At 59.9% G+C, this 18,640-nt stretch carries 23 protein-coding genes, 1 tRNA gene and 1 pseudogene; 10 read left to right on the plus strand and 15 right to left on the minus strand.

The window, feature by feature from the left end:
• Nucleotides 1-5 precede the first annotated feature (5 nt).
• From gatC to DXY35_RS06385, 4 genes are read right to left on the minus strand one after another with little or no spacing between them, the layout of a single operon-like run.
• On the minus strand, nt 6-299 hold the full coding sequence (gene gatC / locus DXY35_RS06375) for an Asp-tRNA(Asn)/Glu-tRNA(Gln) amidotransferase subunit GatC (protein WP_115081578.1): 294 nt from the start codon (nt 297-299) through the stop codon (nt 6-8).
• Nucleotides 296-1,084 carry a creatininase family protein gene (locus DXY35_RS06380; RefSeq protein ID WP_115081579.1) on the minus strand — a complete coding sequence of 263 codons (789 nt, stop codon included), beginning with the start codon at nt 1,082-1,084 and terminating at the stop codon, nt 296-298. Before DXY35_RS06380 ends, gatC begins: the two co-directional genes overlap by 4 nt.
• A gap of 43 nt (nt 1,085-1,127) precedes the next feature.
• Nucleotides 1,128-1,271 (minus strand): hypothetical protein, encoded by a 144-nt coding sequence (locus tag DXY35_RS12650; protein ID WP_170950905.1) that lies wholly within the window; start codon nt 1,269-1,271, stop codon nt 1,128-1,130.
• 14 nt (nt 1,272-1,285) lie between these two features.
• A complete protein-coding gene (locus tag DXY35_RS06385; RefSeq protein WP_170950526.1) occupies nt 1,286-2,044 on the minus strand; it encodes a queuosine precursor transporter in 759 nt (252 codons plus the stop codon).
• A 28-nt stretch (nt 2,045-2,072) separates the two neighbouring features.
• Here DXY35_RS06385 and DXY35_RS06390 point away from each other — a divergent pair.
• Nucleotides 2,073-2,354: pseudogene (locus DXY35_RS06390) on the plus strand (DNA-3-methyladenine glycosylase); the annotation flags it as partial.
• 778 nt (nt 2,355-3,132) lie between these two features.
• Here DXY35_RS06390 and DXY35_RS06400 read toward each other — a convergent pair.
• Entirely contained in the window at nt 3,133-3,606 is a 474-nt protein-coding gene (locus DXY35_RS06400) for a hypothetical protein (protein ID WP_115081581.1), read from the minus strand.
• Between the two features lie 158 nt (nt 3,607-3,764).
• Here DXY35_RS06400 and DXY35_RS06405 point away from each other — a divergent pair, with 158 nt between their 5' ends.
• The gene (locus DXY35_RS06405; protein ID WP_115081582.1) at nt 3,765-4,403 is read left to right on the plus strand and encodes a DNA-3-methyladenine glycosylase; all 639 of its coding nucleotides are present in this window, start codon (nt 3,765-3,767) and stop codon (nt 4,401-4,403) included.
• Entirely contained in the window at nt 4,400-5,449 is a 1,050-nt protein-coding gene (locus tag DXY35_RS06410) for an aspartate carbamoyltransferase catalytic subunit (protein WP_115009533.1), read from the plus strand. The genes DXY35_RS06405 and DXY35_RS06410 overlap by 4 nt, the downstream gene beginning before the upstream one ends.
• On the opposite strand, the gene DXY35_RS06415 is transcribed toward DXY35_RS06410, so the two are convergent.
• The 5 genes from DXY35_RS06415 to DXY35_RS06430 all read right to left on the minus strand — a co-directional run bounded on the left by DXY35_RS06415 (nt 5,389) and on the right by DXY35_RS06430 (nt 7,991).
• Nucleotides 5,389-6,903, minus strand: coding sequence for an NAD(P)/FAD-dependent oxidoreductase (locus DXY35_RS06415; RefSeq protein ID WP_115081583.1), 1,515 nt, complete (start codon nt 6,901-6,903; stop codon nt 5,389-5,391). The genes DXY35_RS06410 and DXY35_RS06415 overlap by 61 nt on opposite strands.
• A 71-nt stretch (nt 6,904-6,974) precedes the next feature.
• Nucleotides 6,975-7,355: a DUF565 domain-containing protein gene (locus DXY35_RS06420; protein ID WP_115081584.1), complete on the minus strand. Its 381-nt coding sequence runs from the start codon at nt 7,353-7,355 to the stop codon at nt 6,975-6,977.
• Nucleotides 7,356-7,529: 174 nt separating this feature from the next.
• Nucleotides 7,530-7,730 (minus strand): hypothetical protein, encoded by a 201-nt coding sequence (locus DXY35_RS06425; RefSeq protein ID WP_011363323.1) that lies wholly within the window; start codon nt 7,728-7,730, stop codon nt 7,530-7,532.
• A 42-nt stretch (nt 7,731-7,772) separates the two neighbouring features.
• Nucleotides 7,773-7,910 (minus strand): hypothetical protein, encoded by a 138-nt coding sequence (locus DXY35_RS12655; RefSeq protein ID WP_170950527.1) that lies wholly within the window; start codon nt 7,908-7,910, stop codon nt 7,773-7,775.
• Nucleotides 7,911-7,918: 8 nt separating this feature from the next.
• Nucleotides 7,919-7,991 (minus strand) — tRNA-Ala (locus DXY35_RS06430).
• A 66-nt stretch (nt 7,992-8,057) separates the two neighbouring features.
• On the opposite strand from DXY35_RS06430, the gene DXY35_RS06435 reads away from it, so the two are divergent.
• Both DXY35_RS06435 and coaBC read left to right on the plus strand, forming a co-directional pair.
• Nucleotides 8,058-8,258, plus strand: coding sequence for a DUF2555 domain-containing protein (locus tag DXY35_RS06435; protein WP_025362051.1), 201 nt, complete (start codon nt 8,058-8,060; stop codon nt 8,256-8,258).
• The gene (coaBC, locus tag DXY35_RS06440) at nt 8,248-9,558 is read left to right on the plus strand and encodes a bifunctional phosphopantothenoylcysteine decarboxylase/phosphopantothenate--cysteine ligase CoaBC (protein ID WP_115081585.1); all 1,311 of its coding nucleotides are present in this window, start codon (nt 8,248-8,250) and stop codon (nt 9,556-9,558) included. The genes DXY35_RS06435 and coaBC overlap by 11 nt, the downstream gene beginning before the upstream one ends.
• Here the strand turns inward: coaBC and DXY35_RS06445 are convergent.
• Nucleotides 9,531-9,800: a hypothetical protein gene (locus DXY35_RS06445; protein ID WP_244272948.1), complete on the minus strand. Its 270-nt coding sequence runs from the start codon at nt 9,798-9,800 to the stop codon at nt 9,531-9,533. The genes coaBC and DXY35_RS06445 overlap by 28 nt on opposite strands.
• A gap of 156 nt (nt 9,801-9,956) precedes the next feature.
• Between DXY35_RS06445 and DXY35_RS06450 the strand changes: the two genes are divergently transcribed.
• The 5 genes from DXY35_RS06450 (at nt 9,957) to DXY35_RS06470 (ending at nt 15,158) form a co-directional block, all read left to right on the plus strand.
• Nucleotides 9,957-10,787 (plus strand): photosystem II manganese-stabilizing polypeptide, encoded by an 831-nt coding sequence (locus DXY35_RS06450; RefSeq protein WP_115081587.1) that lies wholly within the window; start codon nt 9,957-9,959, stop codon nt 10,785-10,787.
• Between the two features lie 106 nt (nt 10,788-10,893).
• Nucleotides 10,894-12,066, plus strand: a complete 1,173-nt coding sequence (gene sat / locus DXY35_RS06455; RefSeq protein WP_115081588.1) for a sulfate adenylyltransferase — start codon at nt 10,894-10,896, stop codon at nt 12,064-12,066.
• 44 nt (nt 12,067-12,110) lie between these two features.
• Entirely contained in the window at nt 12,111-13,961 is a 1,851-nt protein-coding gene (gene ftsH / locus DXY35_RS06460; RefSeq protein WP_006851961.1) for an ATP-dependent zinc metalloprotease FtsH, read from the plus strand.
• A 28-nt stretch (nt 13,962-13,989) separates the two neighbouring features.
• Complete coding sequence (locus tag DXY35_RS06465; RefSeq protein ID WP_244272950.1) at nt 13,990-14,634, plus strand: bifunctional 4-hydroxy-2-oxoglutarate aldolase/2-dehydro-3-deoxy-phosphogluconate aldolase; 645 nt, start codon at nt 13,990-13,992, stop codon at nt 14,632-14,634.
• 62 nt (nt 14,635-14,696) lie between these two features.
• A complete protein-coding gene (locus DXY35_RS06470) occupies nt 14,697-15,158 on the plus strand; it encodes a hypothetical protein (RefSeq protein WP_115081590.1) in 462 nt (153 codons plus the stop codon).
• Nucleotides 15,159-15,177: 19 nt separating this feature from the next.
• Here the strand turns inward: DXY35_RS06470 and aroC are convergent, their stop codons facing one another.
• Genes aroC through DXY35_RS06490 form a run of 4 tightly spaced genes read right to left on the minus strand, consistent with a single transcriptional unit; the run spans nt 15,178 to nt 18,535 of the window.
• Complete coding sequence (aroC, locus tag DXY35_RS06475; protein WP_115081634.1) at nt 15,178-16,272, minus strand: chorismate synthase; 1,095 nt, start codon at nt 16,270-16,272, stop codon at nt 15,178-15,180.
• A gap of 39 nt (nt 16,273-16,311) precedes the next feature.
• A complete protein-coding gene (locus DXY35_RS06480; protein ID WP_115081591.1) occupies nt 16,312-16,770 on the minus strand; it encodes a cupin domain-containing protein in 459 nt (152 codons plus the stop codon).
• Nucleotides 16,767-17,525 (minus strand): aspartyl/asparaginyl beta-hydroxylase domain-containing protein, encoded by a 759-nt coding sequence (locus tag DXY35_RS06485; protein WP_115081592.1) that lies wholly within the window; start codon nt 17,523-17,525, stop codon nt 16,767-16,769. The genes DXY35_RS06480 and DXY35_RS06485 overlap by 4 nt, the downstream gene beginning before the upstream one ends.
• A 44-nt stretch (nt 17,526-17,569) precedes the next feature.
• Nucleotides 17,570-18,535, minus strand: a complete 966-nt coding sequence (locus DXY35_RS06490; protein WP_115081593.1) for a hypothetical protein — start codon at nt 18,533-18,535, stop codon at nt 17,570-17,572.
• Nucleotides 18,536-18,640: the final 105 nt, after the last annotated feature.

Raw genomic sequence — 18,640 nt, forward strand, 5'->3', positions numbered from 1 at the left:
TGGGTTCAGTCGGCCAGGATTTTCGGAACCCGGAAGAAGTCCCCCTCTCTCTGGGGTGCTTGGTTGAGGATGTCTTCCCGAACGGGGGTCGGCTCCACGCCATCGGCCCGGGTGACGTTGGTCACCTCCACGGCTCGCGTGGTTTCCGGAACGCCTTCGGTGTCCACCTGCTGGAGCTGACCCACGTACTCGAGGATGGACTCCAGCTGACTGGTGTAGGTCGCAATCTTGTCCTCGGGTAGATCAAGTCGGGCGAGCTGGGCCACTTTGCGGACGTCGTCGCTGGAAATCTGGCTCATGACTCGCCGAGGAACGTGCGCAGATCCTCGCTCAACGCGGTGGCGGCTGTCTCCAGCAAGGCCTCACCGTGCTGGGCGGTGGCCAAGGAGGGGTGGGACCCCATGCGTCCATCGGGGTGACGGCGCCGGAAGTCGTCCGGTCCATGGATGGGGCCTGCTGGCGCGGGGTCGGGCAGCGGTCGCTGCTTGCTCTGCAGGCTCGGCTCCATGGCGAGGGTGACAGCGATTTCGCTGGGCGTGGCGTGATGGCCTTCTTTGTCGCCATACAGATCGCGCGCCTGGCGCATCACGGGGCCGGCCATGAACCAGTTGGCCAGCCGACAACGCAGCTGCGGGGCAACGGGGAGATTGCGGGTGGCGGCGGTGCCGTGGGCCTGGGCAAAGGCGGCTTTGGCCGTTGCAATGTTGCCGCCATGGCCATTAATCACGAACACCCGTTCGAAGCCATGCCGGCCCAGGGACAACACCAGGTCGTGCAGAACGGCCAGAAGCGTTGCTGGCTGCAGGCTCATCGTTCCCGCGAAACCAAGGTGGTGTTCCGCCATGCCAAAGGCTTGAGCTGGGGTGACCAAAACGCCGGTGCGACGACCCACCTCAAGGGCCACCGCTTCTGCGGTGAGGGCGTCTGTGCCGATGGCGCCCGTGGGACCGTGCTGCTCGGTGGATCCCAGGGGGATGATCACCCCCTTGCAGCCTTGGAGGTAGCTCTCCACTTCAGGCCAACTGCGCAGGGCGAGGCGAATGGCGTCCGTGCTGTCGACAGGACCGGGAGTTGCAGCGGTCATTCAGGCTGAACCAGTGACCTGATGATCGCTCAACTCCAGCCGATCAGTGGGCGGTGCCGTTGCCGTCGTACTGATCGGTGTTGTAGTAGCCGCCGCGGGTTCCGAAGAACAGGCAGGCCAAGGGGAACAGCACGATGCTGGCAAGAAGCACAGTGCCGAGGTTGAAGCTGGAGGTGGCTGCGTCCATCACCTGGCCTGAACTCATCTCAGTTTGGAGGGGATGCGCCCTTCATGCATCGATGACGGGGCTTCTGTTGTGAGTTCGCCTTCCTCTTCAGGAATGTCCAGCCACTCCCGCAGCCATCCCGTGAGCCAGATGAAGGGAAGCGTGTCGGTCAACGCCGCCAGCACTTTGAACAGGTACCCGCTGCCAATGAAGCTGATCAGCTGGGGCAGCACGGACCGTTCCGGCTGCACAGGCAGCACATGGGCGCCGTAATGGCTGATCAGCACCACTGCACTGGTGTCCACCAACTGGCTCACCAGGGTGGAGCCGTTGTTGCGCAGCCAGAGCGCCTTGCCTTTGGTGAGCTGTTTCCAGAAATGGAACAGCCGCACGTCCACGAACTGCGCCGTGAGGTAAGCCACCATCGAGGCGCCAACCGAACCGAAACTGAGCTGCTGAATGGTGCGAAAGGTGGTGTCATCGCTGCCGCTCATGCCCGGCAGAACGCCCCCCAGCCAGAGGATCAGCAGCACCCAGCCGTTGAGCAGCAGCCCGACCCACACCACTTGATTGGCTTTCTGCTCTCCCCAGAGTTCGCTGATCAGGTCAGTGCAGAGGAACGTGATCGGGTAAGGCAGTGCGCCAACGGCCACCACGATCGGCCAGCCGCCGATGCTGCCCAGTTGCAGGAAGCGCGTCAGGCCCAGGATGTTGAGCATGCCGAGGGTTCCGAGGAACAAACCCGCCAGCACCAGAAACACCCCATCACGTCGTGCCTGGAGGTTGCTGTCCACAGCCTGCAAAGTTCAAGCTGGAACAAGCGTGGCCGCCAGCCGGCAGCCTGTCATCGATTTCGTTTCGCTTCCGCTCAATTTTTTTGCCCGTCCGGCTCAGACCGTGGGTCCCGATCTGGTGGGTTGCAGATTGGTGAAACGCCAGAGCGATGGAGGGGTGTTGTGGGGCGTGATTGTGGAAACCGAGGCGTATTCACAGGATGAACCTGCCTGTCACGGCTGCCGCCGCCGCTCACCGCAGAACGAGACCCTGTTCGGTGAGCCAGGGCGGTTTTATGTGTATGTCAGCTACGGCATCCACCACTGCGTGAAGCGAGCCCTGAGGTAAAGGAGCACTGGCTGGGCTTGAAGTTTCAGTGGTCGCCCTGGATCTCCAAGCCAACTCCCAAGCCACGCCCAGATTTTTCTCCGAGCCCCCCAGCTACGAAGAGCTACGGGTGCACCCGGTTGCCTTGGCTTGGTGTTGGAGGCGGCTCTAGCCCAGGCATCAGACGCGGACTTCCCGTGAAGAAGCCTCCCTCCCTGCGGAATAACAACGGAAGCCTTCAGGTGAGGGTGCGGATTGATGGACGGGATGCGTTTATCAACCGCTTGGGTCGTTGGAGTGACCCTGTCGCTGTTGCCAGGGCACAGGCGATCAGTGCCCAGATCTGGAGCGACTACCAGCAGGGCAGCTTTGACCGCAGCCTGATGGCAATCAGCCGCTCGTGGAGGGCAAGCAGGTGTGTCTGCTGGAGGCACTGAGGGTGAGAGCAGAGCAGAAGCGTCAGGCAGCTGCCATCCATGCCTTCTGTTGGAGGGTTACGGGCAACCAATCAGGTTCCAGAGCGAGGCAGACGCCTTCTTGCTGTGGTGCTGAAGAAAGAGAAGATGCGAGACCTGCAAGGATTAATTGGGAGGCTGTGAAGGCGAAATTTCTTCGCCTACCAGGTGCAGCGAGCCCTGAAGCAGAAGTCTCAAGGTTAGGTTTTAAGGACTAAGCAGTTACCCTGGGACTCCAAGTCACGGCAGAAGATATGCCAGGTTTCAACGGTCACCAACCTGGCTGTCAACAATATCCGATATTCGGAATAAGAGCTTTGGCTTTGTTAGAAATTTCCAAAAAAGGTGTCAATAATTAGAGACGGGATTATGGAAAGTATGCTAAGTAAAATTCCGACAAAAATTGATTTCCCCTTTGGGTTTTCTAAAACGCCATTGTCCTTTGCGATTTTTCTAAGATAAGGAAACATGTACCCATAGGTTACCCCAATGGCAGTAGCACCAGCCGAGTTGGGGTCATAGCTGGTTATGCCATGGACGACGGCTATGATTGCGAATAGGCAGCCATTTATATAGAAATAAGACCATTCTTTTATTTGGGTGCAAACCGCAAATGGGAAAAAGAATGCTATCCAAGAAAACCCTGCGGGAGATTTAAATGCCCCGAAAATACTTACTGGTTTTCCAGACGAGTTTCTGAAATCAATAAATCCGTACTCTGTCTTTTTGAGGGTATAGCCATCTTGGACTAGCTTTTCTATTTTCTCTATCTTTTCTTGCATTTGAGAAGAGATGGTCATGGCTGCCAGTAAGCACGAGCTAATCTCTTTATGGCTGGGAATCGCATTGGTGTCTACCAATCTTCTGTTTTTTAATTAATTTCTGGATTGGCTTGTTAAGCTTAAGTTGAGTAAACTCATTTCAGGCGTATATGTCTCCTCGGCTTTAAGCCGCTCCAATAGCCACAAGTTCTATCGCCCGAGATTTTCCAGCCCTTCCCCGCATCTTCTTCTGTCGCCCCGCAGAACTTGTCGCCCCTGATCTGGTGGGCTGCAGGTTGGTGAAACGCCAAGACAACGGCAGCCTGCTCTGGGGCGTGGTTGTGGAAACGGAGGCGTATTCCCAGGACGATCCCGCCTGTCATGGCTACCGCCGCCGTTCACCGCAAAACGAAACCCTGTTCGGTGAGCCAGGGCGGTTCTATGTGTATGTCAGCTATGGCATCCACCACTGCGTGAACGTGGTCACCGATCGGAGCGATTGGGCCAATGGCGTGTTGCTGCGTGCTGCGGCCTTGCCGGATGAACCGGAGCGGATTGCGGCAGGGCCCGGCCTGCTGGCGCGTCGTTTCGGGCTGGATCGCCGTGATGACAGTCGTCCGGTGACGGGCGAACATGGGGTGTGGATGGCCCCGAGGTCAGCCACGTTTGCCAGCCAGGATCTTGTGACAACCACGCGGATCGGCATCTCCCAGGGCGCTGCAATCCCATGGCGCTGGTACCTGCGGAGCAGTCGCAGTGTCAGCAGGCGAGCCCGGGGTGACCGCATGCCGTCCAAGGCACGCTGCTGGGCGCCATCGCTGGAGCCGTCGTCATGAGTGGCTGGCCGCATCGACACGTGCTGGATCTCGCCTCGTTTTCGCGGGAAGACTTTGCAGCTGTGCTTGAGCTGGCCCAGCGGTTTCGTTCACTGCCCGTCACTGGTGCCCGCAAACTGCCCGCCTTGCAGGGCCGTCTGGTGGCAACGCTGTTCTTCGAGCCCAGCACCCGAACTCGCAGCAGTTTTGAGTTGGCGGCCAAGCGTCTGTCGGCAGACGTGATGAGCTTTTCACCCTCCAGCAGCTCACTCAGCAAAGGGGAAAGCGTTCTCGACACAGCGCGCACCTACGTGGCCATGGGCGCCGACGTTCTGGTGGTGCGCCACCGTTCCACCGGTGTTCCGCAGCAACTGGCGCTGGATCTGCAGCAGATGGGTGAGCGCACCGTGGTGCTCAATGGGGGCGATGGACTTCACAGTCATCCCAGTCAGGGACTGCTGGATCTGCTCACTCTTGCTCGGCATTTCTCGCCCCAGTACCCCATGCCGGAAGCGCTGCAAGGTCGCCGGATTGTGATTGTCGGAGACATCCTTCACTCGCGGGTGGCCCGTTCCAATCTCTGGGCTTTGACGGCCTGTGGCGCGGATGTGGTGTTGTGCGGTCCTCCCAGCCTTGTTCCCGAGGATTTTTCGGCCTTCGTGGATGCTCCGCCCCCGGGTCTGCTGAAGGATCCGGTGCCGCAACGGGGCAAGGTCAGCGTGGTGCGGCGCCTGGAGCATGCGCTGCCGGGCGCCGATGCCGTGATGACCCTGCGGCTTCAGAAGGAACGGATGGGCCAGCAGTTGCTCACCAGCTTGGAGCGCTATCACCGGGACTTCGGGCTGAGCCATGAGCGCATGCAGCTCTGCGGAGAGAACGTTCCCGTACTGCACCCCGGCCCGGTCAATCGCGGCGTCGAATTGAGTGGCTCGCTTCTGGATGACCCGCGCGTCAGCCTTGTGGAAGAGCAGGTCAGGAATGGCGTGCCCACCCGGATGGCCTTGCTCTATTTGATGGCAGCTTCCGAATCCGCAACTGAGGCCTCCTTGGTGTCGAGCAGCTCCTGAGTTTGGGGGAGGCCACTGAGCTGATGGGCGTAGTAATCCATCGCTGCCTTGAGGGCGGCATCGGGTTCTGCGATGGAGGGACCTTTGCAGCTGGCCATCGGGAAGTGGGCATCCTCAGCATCAAGCGCCAGATGCTGGCTGGGCATGCCAGTTAGCAGAATCGAGGCCCGTTGCCGGGTCGCCAGGGCGTACAGCCATTTGATGCTCAAGGTGATCCGGTTCTCTCGGTTGGGGATCAAGGCCAGGTGAACGATGGCCCACAGCAGCAGGCCCAGGCGCCCGGAAAATTTGAAGCCATGCAGGTCGGCGACTGCACTGGCGTGCACCACAGCCATGCTGCCGAAATCGACGTAGCGGAAGGTGGGACGCGCACGTGCGTTGACGATTGCAGCGATGTCTTTGCCGATGAATGTGCCGGCCTGTTTGGCGGGAGCCGCCATGCCCGGCAGAGGCTTTCCATTCACGGTGTGGCTGTAGCTGCAGAGATCACCGGCAATGCGGATTTCGGGATGGCTGGGAATCGAGAAATCGGGGTTGACGATGACCCTTCCACCGCGATCGACGTCGCAACCGGTGGCTTCCGTCAGCTTCTGTCCCAGATGGGATGGCTTTACGCCAGCGGTCCAGATCACCGTGGCCGCCTGGACCCGGACATCACCATCGGGGCTGCTGATCACCACCTCTCCGGGCCGCATGGTTTGGACGCGGCCCTGGGGCAAAAACTCGATCCCGTCGCGTTCGAGAGCCGCAAGGGCCGCTTCGGAGAGCTCCGCTGGCATCGCTCTCAGCACTCTGTCGCCGGGGTCCACCAACACGATCCGTGTTTTCTGGGGATCCAGCTGTTTGAAGGCATTGTTCAGGGCCCAACGCATCAGCTCAGAAACGGCACCAGCCATCTCGCAGCCGCTGGGGCCGGCACCAACGATCACCACCGTCTGCAGAAACTGGCGTGCCTCGGGGTTCGGTGTCTGCTCCGCCTGCTCCATCGCCATCAGCAGACGGCGGCGTATTTCCTCGGCGTGTTCGAGGATTTTCATCGGGGGCGCAAAGGTGCGCCAGTCTTCGTGGCCGAAATAAGTGCTGCCTGATCCTGTGGCCAGGATCAGATGGTCATAGCTGTAGGCCTTGCCGTTGAAAACGATCTGTTTGCCTTCGGGGTTCACGGTTGTGACCTCCCCCAGCAGCACCTGCACGTTGTCTTGCTTGCCCACCAGTTCGCGCAGAGGTGTGGCCACATCACTTCTTGAGACCAAACCTGTGGCCACCTGATAAAGCAGGGGCTGGAACAGGTTGAAGTTGCGCTTGTCAATCAGGGTGATGCGCACATCCGCCTTGGCCAGGGCCTTGCAGGCGTGCACCCCTGCAAAGCCTCCGCCGACGATGACCACATGCGGTGCATGACGTAACCGCTCCGCTGGTGGTTCAAGCTCCAGGAAGTAATGGTTGCTCGCCATTTGCATCCCATCGGATTCTTTCCGAAGGGTATGAATCGCAATCTTGGTTGTCTGTTTTGAACGGTTCTGCTTCAGATCAGCTTGAACCCTTCGAGAAAGAGACCGTAGAGAAAGCCAATACGACCAAGCTCCAGGAGCTGTTGGGGCAGCTTCAGTGATGGTTCGGAGCTGCGTCGGCGCCGGATCGTGAGTTCAGTGCCAAGAACCACCACAAGCGCAGCCACGGGGTCCATCTGCCCGAGAACGCCTGCCACTGATGTGATGGCGCTACCGATCAAAAAGCCGATGAGTCCGGCAAGGGCCAGCAAGGAAAACCGCCGCCAAGGATTGCGCGCCCAGTGATCCAGCCTTTGAAATGCTGCTCCAACGTTGGTTTGCAGCCGGGTGGATTGAAGCCGTCGCACGGCACTGGTTTCAGGGGAAGAGGCAGGGTCGAAACCAGTGATCCCCATCACCCGGCCATGCCCCTGCCAGCCCCTGTTTACACCACCCGTAGGCAACCTGCAGGCATCAGACACTACGGATAGGAGATTTCAATAAAAACCCGGGGCAAGCCCGGGCCAGGTGATGGGGATTGGCGCAGCAAAGCCAGAGCTGAGGGCTTTGACAACGGCTTGCGTTGAAAGTTATTTGGACTCAGCCTTCGCTTTTCTGGACGCTTTGCCTTCGAGAAGCTCCAGCAGAGCTTCCATTTGTGCCATCACACCCCGAACTTCGCCCGCTTCGGGAAGAAGGCCGTCTTCCATGACTCCTTGGTGCATCTCGCGCAGCTCTTGGCGGATGTAGCGCAGGTGGCTCACGACCTGCTCGCGCTTCGATTGCGACATCGGCTACGGGGGAGTTCAACACCCCTTTTACCTCATGGGGGGTCAGGTGCGGCGTGATGAGGCGCGACTTATCGCACCGGCTGCAGCCAGGAGTGTGAAGGTGAGCAGGGCTGAAGGTCGTGCCACTGTGCTGAACACCACCAGGACAAACAGGCCAATGAGTGGCAGGCGACGCTGCAAAAGCGCAGTGGAGAATAGGGGATTCGAACCCCTGACCTCTGCGGTGCGATCGCAGCGCTCTACCAACTGAGCTAATTCCCCGGTCAGCCAACGCTAGCCGGCACGGCCTGCGTCAAACTGACATGAATGGGGTCTGAGGACGGCTCGATGCTTACGCAGGAACGGCTCGAAGCTTTTGACGAGGCCTCGACGGCCGAACTCGCCCGCCGGCTTGAAGAGGACGATTACCCCTCTCCTTTCGACAGCCTTTCGGATTGGCACCTGCTTCGGGCGCTGGCCATTCACCGGCCCGAACTGATTCTTCCGTACCACCATTTGGTGGACCAAGAGCCTTTTGATGAAGACTGAGCAGGCGTCGCCACTGTCGTCGCCACTGTCGTCGCCACTGTTCGGGCGGCGTGTGCTAGTGGCCGTCAGCGGCAGTATTGCTGCTGTTAAGACGCCCTTGCTCGTCAGCGCGCTGATTAAGGCCGGCGCTGAGGTGCGCTGTCTTGTGACCACCAGTGGTGCTGCCTTGGTGAGTCCCGTGGCGCTCGCCAGCCTCAGTCGCCATCGCTGCTACCTCGAGGCCGACCAGTGGGACTCCGCCTCATCCAGGCCGTTGCACATCGAGTTGGCGGAGTGGGCGGAGTTGGCCATCGTTGCGCCCCTGAGTGCCAGCAGCCTGTCCCGCTGGAGCCAGGGTTCAGCCGACGGTCTGCTCGCCAGTGTTCTGCTGGCCATGGAAGCTCCTGTCATCGCGGCTCCGGCGATGAATACGGCCATGTGGCGTCACCCTGCGGTGCAACGCAACTGGCAGCATGTTCAATCCTTCCCTGGGGTGATCCCCCTCGTGCCGGCGTCCGGTCTCTTGGCCTGTGATCGCGTCGGCGATGGGCGCATGGCCGATCCGCTGTTGATTGAGTTGGCTGCTGCGTCTGTGTTCAGCCGCGGTTCGGGAATACCTAGCGTGACCCTTGATTGCTCGGGGATGACCGTTCTTGTTTCGGCTGGACCGACGCAAGAGTCGATTGATCCGGCCCGTGTCCTGAGCAACCGCAGCAGCGGCCGCATGGGTGTGTTGCTGGCGCAGGCGGCACGCTTCCGGGGTGCCACCGTTCATCTGGTGCATGGTCCATTGGATCTCCCCGACGCCTGGCTTGAAGGCCTGGAGTGCACTGCGGTGGAGAGTGCCTCCGAACTCGGTTCAGCTCTGCAGTTGGCTCAGCCCGGATCCGATGTGCTCGTCATGGCTGCTGCCGTCGCAGACCTGCGGCGCGATGCCACTCCCTCAAGCAAACTGGCCAAGCAGGATCTTCAGCAGGCACTTGTTTCCGGTTGGGCCGAAGTGCCTGATTTGCTGTCGAATCTGACCCGCCAACGCCGTCCCGGACAGTTGGTCCTCGGTTTCTCAGCGCTCACAGGCAGCGATGCCCATTTGCTGGAGCGGGCTGAAAGCAAGCGGCTGGCGAAGGGCTGCGATCTGATGATGGTGAATCCCGTGGACCGCGATGGTCAGGGTTTCGGGGACCAACTCAATGGAGGCTGGTTGCTTGGAGATGGCTGGAGACGAGAGTTGCCTGTGACGGCAAAGCTCTCTCTGGCCCATCAATTGCTAGATGCTCTGGTTGAGGTTCGGGATCAGGCCGCGGCGTCGATGGAGTCCTGACCGAGCAGGTCGATGAAGGTGCGCAGCTGAAGACGAGGGATGTAGGGCCAGCCTCCGTTTTTCTCCATTCCCTGCAGAAGTGTGAACAATTTCTGGCGGTTTTCTGGAAGGCTTTGACGAAATGGACCGTCCTGAACGTCGCGATGCAGGGCCTCCAGCTCACGCAGCAGGGTGAGCAGTGCTTCGGGATTTCCCCTCAACTCCTCTGCCAGCTCGCCCAGGGCGGCCATTGCCTGAGCCATCCGTGCCTGGGTCGAATCGGGATCGTTGGATGTCACGCGCTTTCGACAAGTTGTTGAGAGCTGCAAAAGGCTAGCCCTGACGTCATTTTTCGCCCTGTAAGATCCAGATCTGACGGCATTCCGTCCCCATTAGCGTTCAGCCGATTGGCTCCTTCCATGCGCATTCGTCCTCTGCTGGCCGTCGTGCTGGCGCTCTGCCTCGCGTTCTTCACCACGGCCTGTAGTGGCGACAGTGATGCAGTCCAGCGTGGTGGATCCAACGTCACCTACGACGACATCCACAACACCGGCAAAGCCAACGATTGCCCCACGATCGGGGATTCAGCCCGGGGCGCGATTCCTCTGACGGCCGGTGGCAGCTACGAGCTGCGTGAGATCTGCATGCACCCCGTGCAGGTCTATGCCAAGGAGGAGCCCAAGAACATTCGTCAGCAAGCCGAGTTTGTTGAGGGCAAGATCCTCACCCGTTACACCTCCAGCCTCGACTCCGTTTTTGGCGATCTGAAGGTGACGGAATCAGGCCTGCAATTCCAGGAGAAAGGTGGCATCGACTTCCAGCCGATCACCGTTCTGGTGCCCGGTGGCGAAGAGTTCCCCTTCACGTTCTCCAGCAAGTCCCTCAATGCCACTGCTGAAGGCTCGGCTCTGACCACCAGTACCGACTTTGAAGGCACTTATCGCACCCCCAGCTACCGCACCAGCAACTTCATCGATCCCAAGGGTCGGGCTCTGACCACCGGTGTTCAGTACGCCCAGGGTCTTGTGGCACTTGGTGGTGATGACGAGCAGCTCGAGAAGGACAACAACAAGCGCTATATCGATGGTGTGGGAACCATGAGCCTCTCCATCACCAAGGTTGATCCCGAAACCGGAGAATTCGCTGGTGTGTTCAGCGCCATCCAGCCCTCAGATTCCGACATGGGGGGTCGGGAAGTGGTCGACATCAAGATCACTGGCGATCTCTATGGCCGTCTTGAAGAGGCCTGATCAAAATCATCACAGCAAATTGCAAGGGGGGCTGAGGCCCCCCTTTTTTCGCCTATTGCAATCCTCCTGCGATCTGGGAGAATCGCCCGATCTTTCTCTAGGCCTCATGACTGCCAGTGCTTCCGCTCCCGCCCAACGATCCGGTGTGATTGCTCCCTACGGCGGAACGCTGGTGGACCTGATGGTGGCCGAGGCGGATCGTGCCGCTGTGAAAGCCGCCGCGACCAAAACGATCGAGTGTTCCGATCGCAACGCCTGTGATGTGGAGCTGCTCTGCGTTGGTGGCTTCTCTCCCCTGCGTGGCTTCATGCATCAGGAGGATTACGACGCTGTGGTCAGTGGTCATCGACTGGCTGCGGGCCAGCTGTTCGGTCTGCCGATCGTGATGGACACCGACCGCGATGACGTGGTGGTCGGCGACAAGCTGCTGCTTACTTACAAGGGCCAGGATCTGGCGCTCCTTGAGGTAGAGGACAAGTGGGAACCCAACAAAGTGGCCGAAGCCAAGGGCTGCTATGGCACCACCTCCATCGAGCACCCTGCGGTTCGGATGATCACGATGGAGCGCAAGCGCTTCTATCTGGGTGGAAGCCTCCAGGGCCTTGCTCTGCCGGAGCGTGTGTTCCCCTGCAAGACCCCTGCTGAGGTGCGTGCAGGCCTTCCCGAAGGCGAGGACGTGGTGGCGTTCCAGTGCCGTAACCCCATTCACCGCGCTCACTACGAACTGTTCACCCGTGCCCTGCATGCACAGAACGTCAGTGACAACGCCGTGGTGCTCGTTCATCCCACCTGTGGCCCCACCCAGCAGGACGACATCCCTGGTGCCGTTCGCTTCCAGACCTATGAGCGTCTGGCGGCCGAAGTGAACAACGACAGCATTCGCTGGGCCTACCTGCCCTACGCCATGCACATGGCAGGTCCGCGTGAAGCGTTGCAGCACATGATCATCCGCCGCAACTACGGATGCACCCACTTCATCATTGGCCGGGATATGGCCGGCTGCAAATCGTCTCTCACCGGTGACGACTTCTACGGTCCTTACGACGCTCAGAACTTCGCCAAGGAGTGTGCTCCTGAGCTCACGATGGAAACCGTTCCCTCCCTGAACCTCGTCTACACCCAGGAAGAGGGCTACGTAACGGCCGAGCATGCTGAAGCCCGTGGCCTGCACGTGAAGAAGCTGAGCGGCACCCAGTTCCGCAAGATGCTGCGCGGTGGTGAGGAGATTCCCGAGTGGTTCGCCTTCAAGAGCGTGGTTGAGGTGCTCCGCGCCGCCTGAAGACTGAGAACCCGTTTAACATTCCTTCATCTACGAGGCGACCTGTGAACAAGCGTTGGCGAAATATCGGTCTCGGGGCCCTTCTGGTTCTGGCGATCGTTGTGATTGCACCAGCGTTCTTTGGTGGCGGCGGTGGCAGCCAGCCCCAGGTGAACACAATCCGCTACAGCGAGTTCGTTGAGGCGGTGAAGGATGACCAAATCAGCCGTGTGCTGATTTCTCCGGATCAAGGCACCGCTCAGGTGGTTGAAAACGACGGCCGTCGTGCCCAGGTCAACCTGGCACCCGATCGTGAGCTGCTCGGTTTGCTGACCGAACACAGCGTTGATATCGCTGTGCAGCCCTCCCGTCAGACCCCTGGCTGGCAGCAGGCCGCTGGAAGTCTGATCTTTCCTCTGCTTCTGCTTGGTGGTCTGTTCTTCCTCTTCCGGCGCGCCCAAGGCGGTGGTGGTGGCAACCCAGCCATGCAGTTCGGCAAGAGCAAAGCGCGGGTTCAGATGGAGCCCTCCACTCAGGTGACCTTCACCGATGTGGCCGGCATTGAAGGGGCGAAGCTTGAGTTGACCGAGGTGGTCGACTTCCTCAAGAACCCCGATCGCTTCACGGCCGTCGGCGCCAAGATCCCCAAGGGTGTTTTGCTTGTTGGGCCTCCTGGCACCGGTAAGACCCTGCTCGCCAAGGCCGTGGCTGGTGAAGCAGGTGTTCCCTTCTTTTCGATCTCCGGTTCTGAGTTCGTGGAGATGTTCGTCGGCGTTGGTGCCAGCCGCGTTCGCGACCTCTTCGAGCAAGCCAAGAAAAATGCTCCCTGCATCGTCTTCATCGACGAGATCGATGCCGTTGGTCGTCAGCGGGGTGCAGGCCTCGGCGGTGGTAACGACGAGCGTGAGCAAACGCTGAACCAACTCCTCACGGAGATGGATGGTTTCGAGGGCAACACCGGAATCATCATCGTGGCGGCCACCAACCGCCCGGACGTGCTCGATGCGGCTCTGATGCGCCCCGGACGTTTCGATCGTCAGGTCACCGTTGATCGGCCTGACTATTCAGGACGCCTACAAATCCTCGGCGTTCACGCTCGTGGAAAGACCCTCGCCAAGGATGTCGATCTCGACAAGGTTGCCCGTCGGACGCCTGGTTACACCGGTGCCGATCTCGCCAACCTCCTCAACGAAGCTGCCATCCTTGCGGCCCGTCGCGAGCTCACTGAGGTGAGCAACGACGAGATCAGTGATGCCATTGAACGGGTGATGGCGGGTCCGGAGAAGAAGGACCGTGTGATGAGCGAGCGCCGCGCCCGCCTGGTGGCCTATCACGAGGCTGGTCATGCCCTCGTGGGTGCTCTGATGCCGGACTATGACCCGGTTCAGAAGATCTCGATCATTCCCCGTGGTAATGCCGGCGGTCTGACCTTCTTCACCCCCAGTGAAGAGCGGATGGAATCGGGTCTGTACTCCCGGGCTTACCTCCAGAACCAGATGGCCGTTGCCCTTGGCGGCCGGGTGGCTGAGGAGATCGTCTACGGAGAAGATGAGGTCACCACTGGTGCCTCCAACGACCTTCAGCAGGTTGCGTCCACGGCGCGTCAGATGATCACCCGCTTCGGCATGAGCGACGAGCTCGGTCCGGTCGCCCTGGGGCGCGCGCAAGGTGGCATGTTCCTTGGCCGCGACATCGCGGCGGAGCGTGACTTCTCTGAGGAAACCGCAGCGATGATCGATAAGGAGGTTTCCGAGCTGGTGGATGTGGCCTACAAGCGCGCCACCAAGGTTCTGGTCGACAACCGAGCCGTTCTGGATGAATTGGCCGAGATGCTCGTTGAGCAGGAGACTGTTGATGCTGAAGAGCTTCAGGAGTTGCTGATCAAACGTGACGTCCGGGTCGCCGAATACGTCTGATTTCGATTCGTCCTCCAACCGATGGCTGGTGCGGCAGGAGCTCTTGGTGGCTTCCCTGCTGCGCCAGCCTCTTTTGTTGGTGATTCGTCCTGAGCCCGACGACCTCGTGTCTTCAGGTTCAGGCTCTGGTTTGTTGGAGCAGGTGCAGCAGCTTCATGCCGCAGGACTTCGACATCTTGAGGTGGCATGGCTTGACCAGCCAGGTTGGATGGGGTTCATGCAACGGGTGCAGGACCATTGCCCTGGATTGAATCTGGGGGCGGCCTCGGTAACGGGCCCCAAGGCGATCAACGATCTATCGCGGCTGGATCTCAGCTATGCCATGGCACCGACCTGGTGCCCGGAGCTTGTGGAGCAGGCCAGAGAACTTGGTGTGTTGTTGGTGCCTGGGGTTTTCAGCCCCACGGAGGTTCATCAGGCCCTTCGGTTCGGCTGTCGTGTCGTCAAGCTGTTTCCCGCTGCCAATCTGGGGCCGGGCTACTGGAGCCGCTTGCAGGCGCCCCTCGGCCCATTGCCTTTTGTGATTGCCGCTGGTGGTCTTGAGGTGAGTGATCTCCCCGTATGGCTAGAGGCTGGGCATGGCGCCGTGGCCCTGGGCCGCAGGGTGGTGGGATCGCCTCCTGCCTTCCAGGCACTTCTCGACTGGTTGCACCAATCGACAAGCCAGCGCTGATATCAACCACTGGGCGACATGCGTCCAAGATGCTACAGATGAGATAGCTATCCAACTGCGTCATGTCGCAGCTCACGATCAAGCTCAGCGACAAGGCCGATGCCCTGATCGCTCAGCTTCAGAAGGAGATTTTCAATCGTCGGCGCAAGAAGGTTTCGGCTGCTGGGGTCGTGGAGACCCTGGTGGAGAGCGGAGCGAAATCGCAGTCTGACAAGCGTTTTGCCACGTCCTGGACGAATCTGATCAAGGACATCGAGAAGGCTGCCAAGCTGTCTTATGCCCATGGCAGCAAGCCATCCACCCTCAGTGATGAGGAGTGGGCCCTGGTGTTGAGTCATCGCAGCCGCGGAACGACAACTCGTGCACGCCGCACGGTGAAGAAAACGATGGCTGCCAAGAAACCAGCCTCAGCCAAGGCTCAGGCCAGTAAAAAGCCCGCCCGCCGCACCCGGACCCGCAGCGCGGCAAAGACGAAAACGGCCGCAGCGGCGGTGAGCTCTAGCTCAGCGGTGAGTTCCGTCTGAACTGATTAAAGGGTGGTGCTCACCAAAGGCTGCATTGCCCCTGCTGCCTCAGCAGGTGATCAGCCAGAACGAGTGCCACCATCGCTTCCACCATCGGTACGGCCCGCGGCAGAACGCAAGGGTCGTGCCGTCCTTTCCCAGCGAGTGTGGTGGCCTTGCCATCGGAATCGATGGTCTGCTGCTCTTTACGGATCGTGGCCGTTGGCTTGAAGGCCACTCTGATCACAATCGGCTCACCATTGCTGATCCCTCCCTGGATGCCCCCGGAGTTGTTGGTGGCGGTCTTCAGCCGTCCATCGTCGGTCGGCACAAAGGCGTCGTTGTGCTCGCTGCCTTTCAACAGCGTTCCATCGAAACCAGACCCAATTTCAAATCCCTTGGTGGCCGGCAACGACATCACAGCTTTGGCGAGGTCGGCTTCGAGTTTGTCGAACACTGGCATGCCCAGACCAATAGCGGGATGGCGCACCACGCATTCGATCACCCCGCCGCAGGAATCACCCTCGCGGCCAATGGCTTCGATGCGCTCAATCATCTGCTCGGCGATCGCTGGCTCGGGGCACCGAACGATGTTGGCCTCCACATCACTCAGCTGAACCTGCTGTGGGTCGATGCCGGAGGCTTCGATGGTGTGGATCCGCTTCACCCAGGCCAGGATTTCAGTTCCTGCTGCTTGTTTCAGCAGTTGTTTGGCGATCGCACCTGCAGCGACACGGCCGATGGTTTCCCGCGCTGATGCACGTCCACCACCGCTGCGGGCCTGTATTCCATACTTCGCCTGGTAGGTGGCATCGGCATGGGAGGGCCGAAAGGCGACCGCCATGTCCTTGTAATCCCCGGGCCGTTGGTCCTTGTTCCGCACGACCATGGCAATCGGGGTGCCAAGCGTGGTTTCGCCATCCAGCAGGCCACTGAGAATTTCCACCTGGTCCGCTTCCTTGCGCGGTGTGGTGATGTGGCTTTGGCCTGGCTTGCGTCGGTCCAGTTCGGTCTGAATCGACTCGACGCTGAGGTTGAGCCGTGGTGGACAGCCCTCAACAATCACACCCACCCCTCCCCCGTGGGATTCACCGAAGGTGCTGATTCGGAAGAGGTCGCCGAAGCTGCTGCCCATGGCCATTGATCGATGTGGTGAGGCTACGAAGCCATCGGTTCAGATCAACTCCGGATGGGGCAATTTCGGACGTTCTGTCGTGGGTTGCTCCCGGGCTATCTCGAAATCACAGAAGTCAAACCCTGGCCCCACGCAACAGCTCACCAGCGTGTAGTCACCCAGACTGCGTGCAGCCTGCCAGGCGTTGGCGGGAACCACCTGGACGGGGTTGGATGCCTGCAGAGCATCACGTTTCAGCCCTGTGCCATCGCTCTGGCATTGAAAGAGCTCCAGTGTCGCCCCATCAATGTGGGTCCAGACTTCGTCTCCACCGATCACCCGATGCCAGCAACTGACGGCACCGGCGGGCAGCAAAAACAGAATGGCCGTCAAGGCAGATCGCTCGGCACCGTCCTGTCGTTGAACTTGGTCTGGACTGCGATGCAACTCGCGGTACCAGCCCCCCTCCGGATGGGGCATCAAGCCAAGGTGCTGGATCAGGGTTTGGGGCTGATTCATTGCAGCCCTGCACGCTCGCGCATGTTCTGCACGTGCTGCCAGATCTGAGCCACCCACAGGAAGATCCAGCTCATGCCGATCAGCCAAAACGGTTGGTCTTTGCGAAAGACGTCGAACAGCAACACCACCCTTGGCTGGCTGGAGCGATTGATGGCGGAGTGCATGAAGGTGTCGTCCCAGAGAAATCCCTCACCTTCCTGCAGGTGATAGCTCTCACCATCAATCATCAGTTCGCAGGAACTGCGGCCGTCGCCAAAATCCTCCACATACAACGGCAGGTGATACCTCCACACCCCTTTGAAGGGGCCTTTGTGGGGCCGTAGAACCTTCCCAGGGGGGAACAGGCTCACGGCAGCTGAAACAACGTCAGGGTGATGCTTGAGAAAGCTCCGCAATGACGGGATCAGCGCCTGATTGGCGGGGTAGTTGTAGCCGTATCCCCGCAAGGGCAGCATTCCCCAGACCTTGCGGTCGAATTCATACAGCGTTCGCTGTTGCTGCATGATCTCGTGGTTGGCGGGTAAGCGCCCCGACAGGGCCACTTCCAGCGTTTCCCTGCGGATCTGCTGGTACGACTTCAGCAGTTGCCGGTGAGCTGGGAAGCCGACGTCCGCTGAAACGACTGCAGGGTTGTGCAGCGATTGCTCGTAGCACCAGCGTGCGATTTCACGCCAGAAGCGGTAATGCCATGGACCCCAGCGGATCACGCGTTGAATGATGGTGCGTTGTTTCCGCTTCGCCTTTGGGCTGCTCACGCTGATCTGGCTCTTTTGATCGAGGAGCTTTGCATGCTGATTCTCTACTGGGGTGGGATCAAGGACCTCAGTGTGCGCCAACCTCGACGCAGGGTTGTGGCCCAGTCATCGCTGCCGCGGCGGATCAGTCGTGTTGAGGGATAGAGCGGGGTTGTTTCGCCCTGATCGGGCCAGTTGGTGATCGAGCCGTTGTCGAGTACGACAACGCAGGGAACGCCTAAGGCCCCCGCCAGATGTGCTGTGGTGTTGCTGATGGTGAGTACGCCACGAACTCTCGCGACTTGTCCGGCAAACCCATCCAGATCGACCATCTGGTCGATCGGTTGTGAGGAGCGAATGCGTTGACCGCTCAACTCCCGCAACGTTCGGATGCGTGCTGGTTTTTCCAGATATTGCAGGGACTGCAGTGGTTGGCGGATGCTCTTGAGCACGGATGCCCAGTCTTCGACGGCAGGCAAGGTTTTGTTTCTGGATTTGGAAAACCAGCTGATGCCGATGCCCTTGGGACTCTGCCCTGCGGTGACTGGTGCCGTGAGTGGGCGGAAGGCATTCTGAATCTGTTGTTGATCGGATCCAAACCAGTAGGCCAAACGCTCCTGGGCTGCCATGTGAGAGAGCTCGGCATTGTCTGGGATTTCCGATGTATCGCAGCAGACCACACCAGGGAAGCTTCTTTTGAGCAGGGGATGGAGCCGTGGATCGCTCAAGACGACGACCCGATCGACATGTGCCTTGAGATCGCCGACAAATCTGAGGATCCGCAACTCGTCTCCCAGATCCCTTGTGGTGGGCAGCACAAGAACGCCGCCGCAGTTCACGGCTGGCCCCGGCCAAATCGGGAGTTGGTGACGCGTTGTTGCTTCCGATGCCTGCGTCAGAGCCAACCAGCAATCCCTGTAGCAGCCCGCCCGTTCAAAACGATTGCCGATGAAGCGCAGACGACTCCACTGTCGATTGGCGATGGCTGTCTCAGCCTGCCGGGTAATGCGTTGTCTGGCGTTGTGCTCCATGCCAGAGCGAGGAGTCTTGGGTGGAGAGATCGGAACGATAGGAACTGCATGCACAACAAAAAGCCCCCTCCGAGGAGGGGGCTTTCCGATTCAGTTGATCTGAAT

Origin of the sequence: Synechococcus sp. N32, from assembly GCF_900473895.1 — a bacterium.
Lineage (GTDB): Bacteria > Cyanobacteriota > Cyanobacteriia > PCC-6307 > Cyanobiaceae > Parasynechococcus.

Coding starts and splice junctions, on each gene's coding strand:
- gatC (WP_115081578.1), bottom strand. CDS start 299: ATGAGCCAGATTTCCAGCGACGACGTCCGCAAAGTGGCCCAGCTCGCC.
- DXY35_RS06380 (WP_115081579.1), bottom strand. CDS start 1,084: ATGACCGCTGCAACTCCCGGTCCTGTCGACAGCACGGACGCCATTCGC.
- DXY35_RS12650 (WP_170950905.1), bottom strand. CDS start 1,271: ATGGACGCAGCCACCTCCAGCTTCAACCTCGGCACTGTGCTTCTTGCC.
- DXY35_RS06400 (WP_115081581.1), bottom strand. CDS start 3,606: ATGACCATCTCTTCTCAAATGCAAGAAAAGATAGAGAAAATAGAAAAG.
- DXY35_RS06410 (WP_115009533.1), top strand. CDS start 4,400: ATGAGTGGCTGGCCGCATCGACACGTGCTGGATCTCGCCTCGTTTTCG.
- DXY35_RS06415 (WP_115081583.1), bottom strand. CDS start 6,903: ATGGCGAGCAACCATTACTTCCTGGAGCTTGAACCACCAGCGGAGCGG.
- DXY35_RS06420 (WP_115081584.1), bottom strand. CDS start 7,355: ATGGGGATCACTGGTTTCGACCCTGCCTCTTCCCCTGAAACCAGTGCC.
- DXY35_RS06425 (WP_011363323.1), bottom strand. CDS start 7,730: ATGTCGCAATCGAAGCGCGAGCAGGTCGTGAGCCACCTGCGCTACATC.
- DXY35_RS06435 (WP_025362051.1), top strand. CDS start 8,058: ATGCTTACGCAGGAACGGCTCGAAGCTTTTGACGAGGCCTCGACGGCC.
- coaBC (WP_115081585.1), top strand. CDS start 8,248: ATGAAGACTGAGCAGGCGTCGCCACTGTCGTCGCCACTGTCGTCGCCA.
- DXY35_RS06445 (WP_244272948.1), bottom strand. CDS start 9,800: ATGGCTCAGGCAATGGCCGCCCTGGGCGAGCTGGCAGAGGAGTTGAGG.
- DXY35_RS06450 (WP_115081587.1), top strand. CDS start 9,957: ATGCGCATTCGTCCTCTGCTGGCCGTCGTGCTGGCGCTCTGCCTCGCG.
- sat (WP_115081588.1), top strand. CDS start 10,894: ATGACTGCCAGTGCTTCCGCTCCCGCCCAACGATCCGGTGTGATTGCT.
- DXY35_RS06470 (WP_115081590.1), top strand. CDS start 14,697: ATGTCGCAGCTCACGATCAAGCTCAGCGACAAGGCCGATGCCCTGATC.
- aroC (WP_115081634.1), bottom strand. CDS start 16,272: ATGGGCAGCAGCTTCGGCGACCTCTTCCGAATCAGCACCTTCGGTGAA.
- DXY35_RS06480 (WP_115081591.1), bottom strand. CDS start 16,770: ATGAATCAGCCCCAAACCCTGATCCAGCACCTTGGCTTGATGCCCCAT.
- DXY35_RS06490 (WP_115081593.1), bottom strand. CDS start 18,535: ATGGAGCACAACGCCAGACAACGCATTACCCGGCAGGCTGAGACAGCC.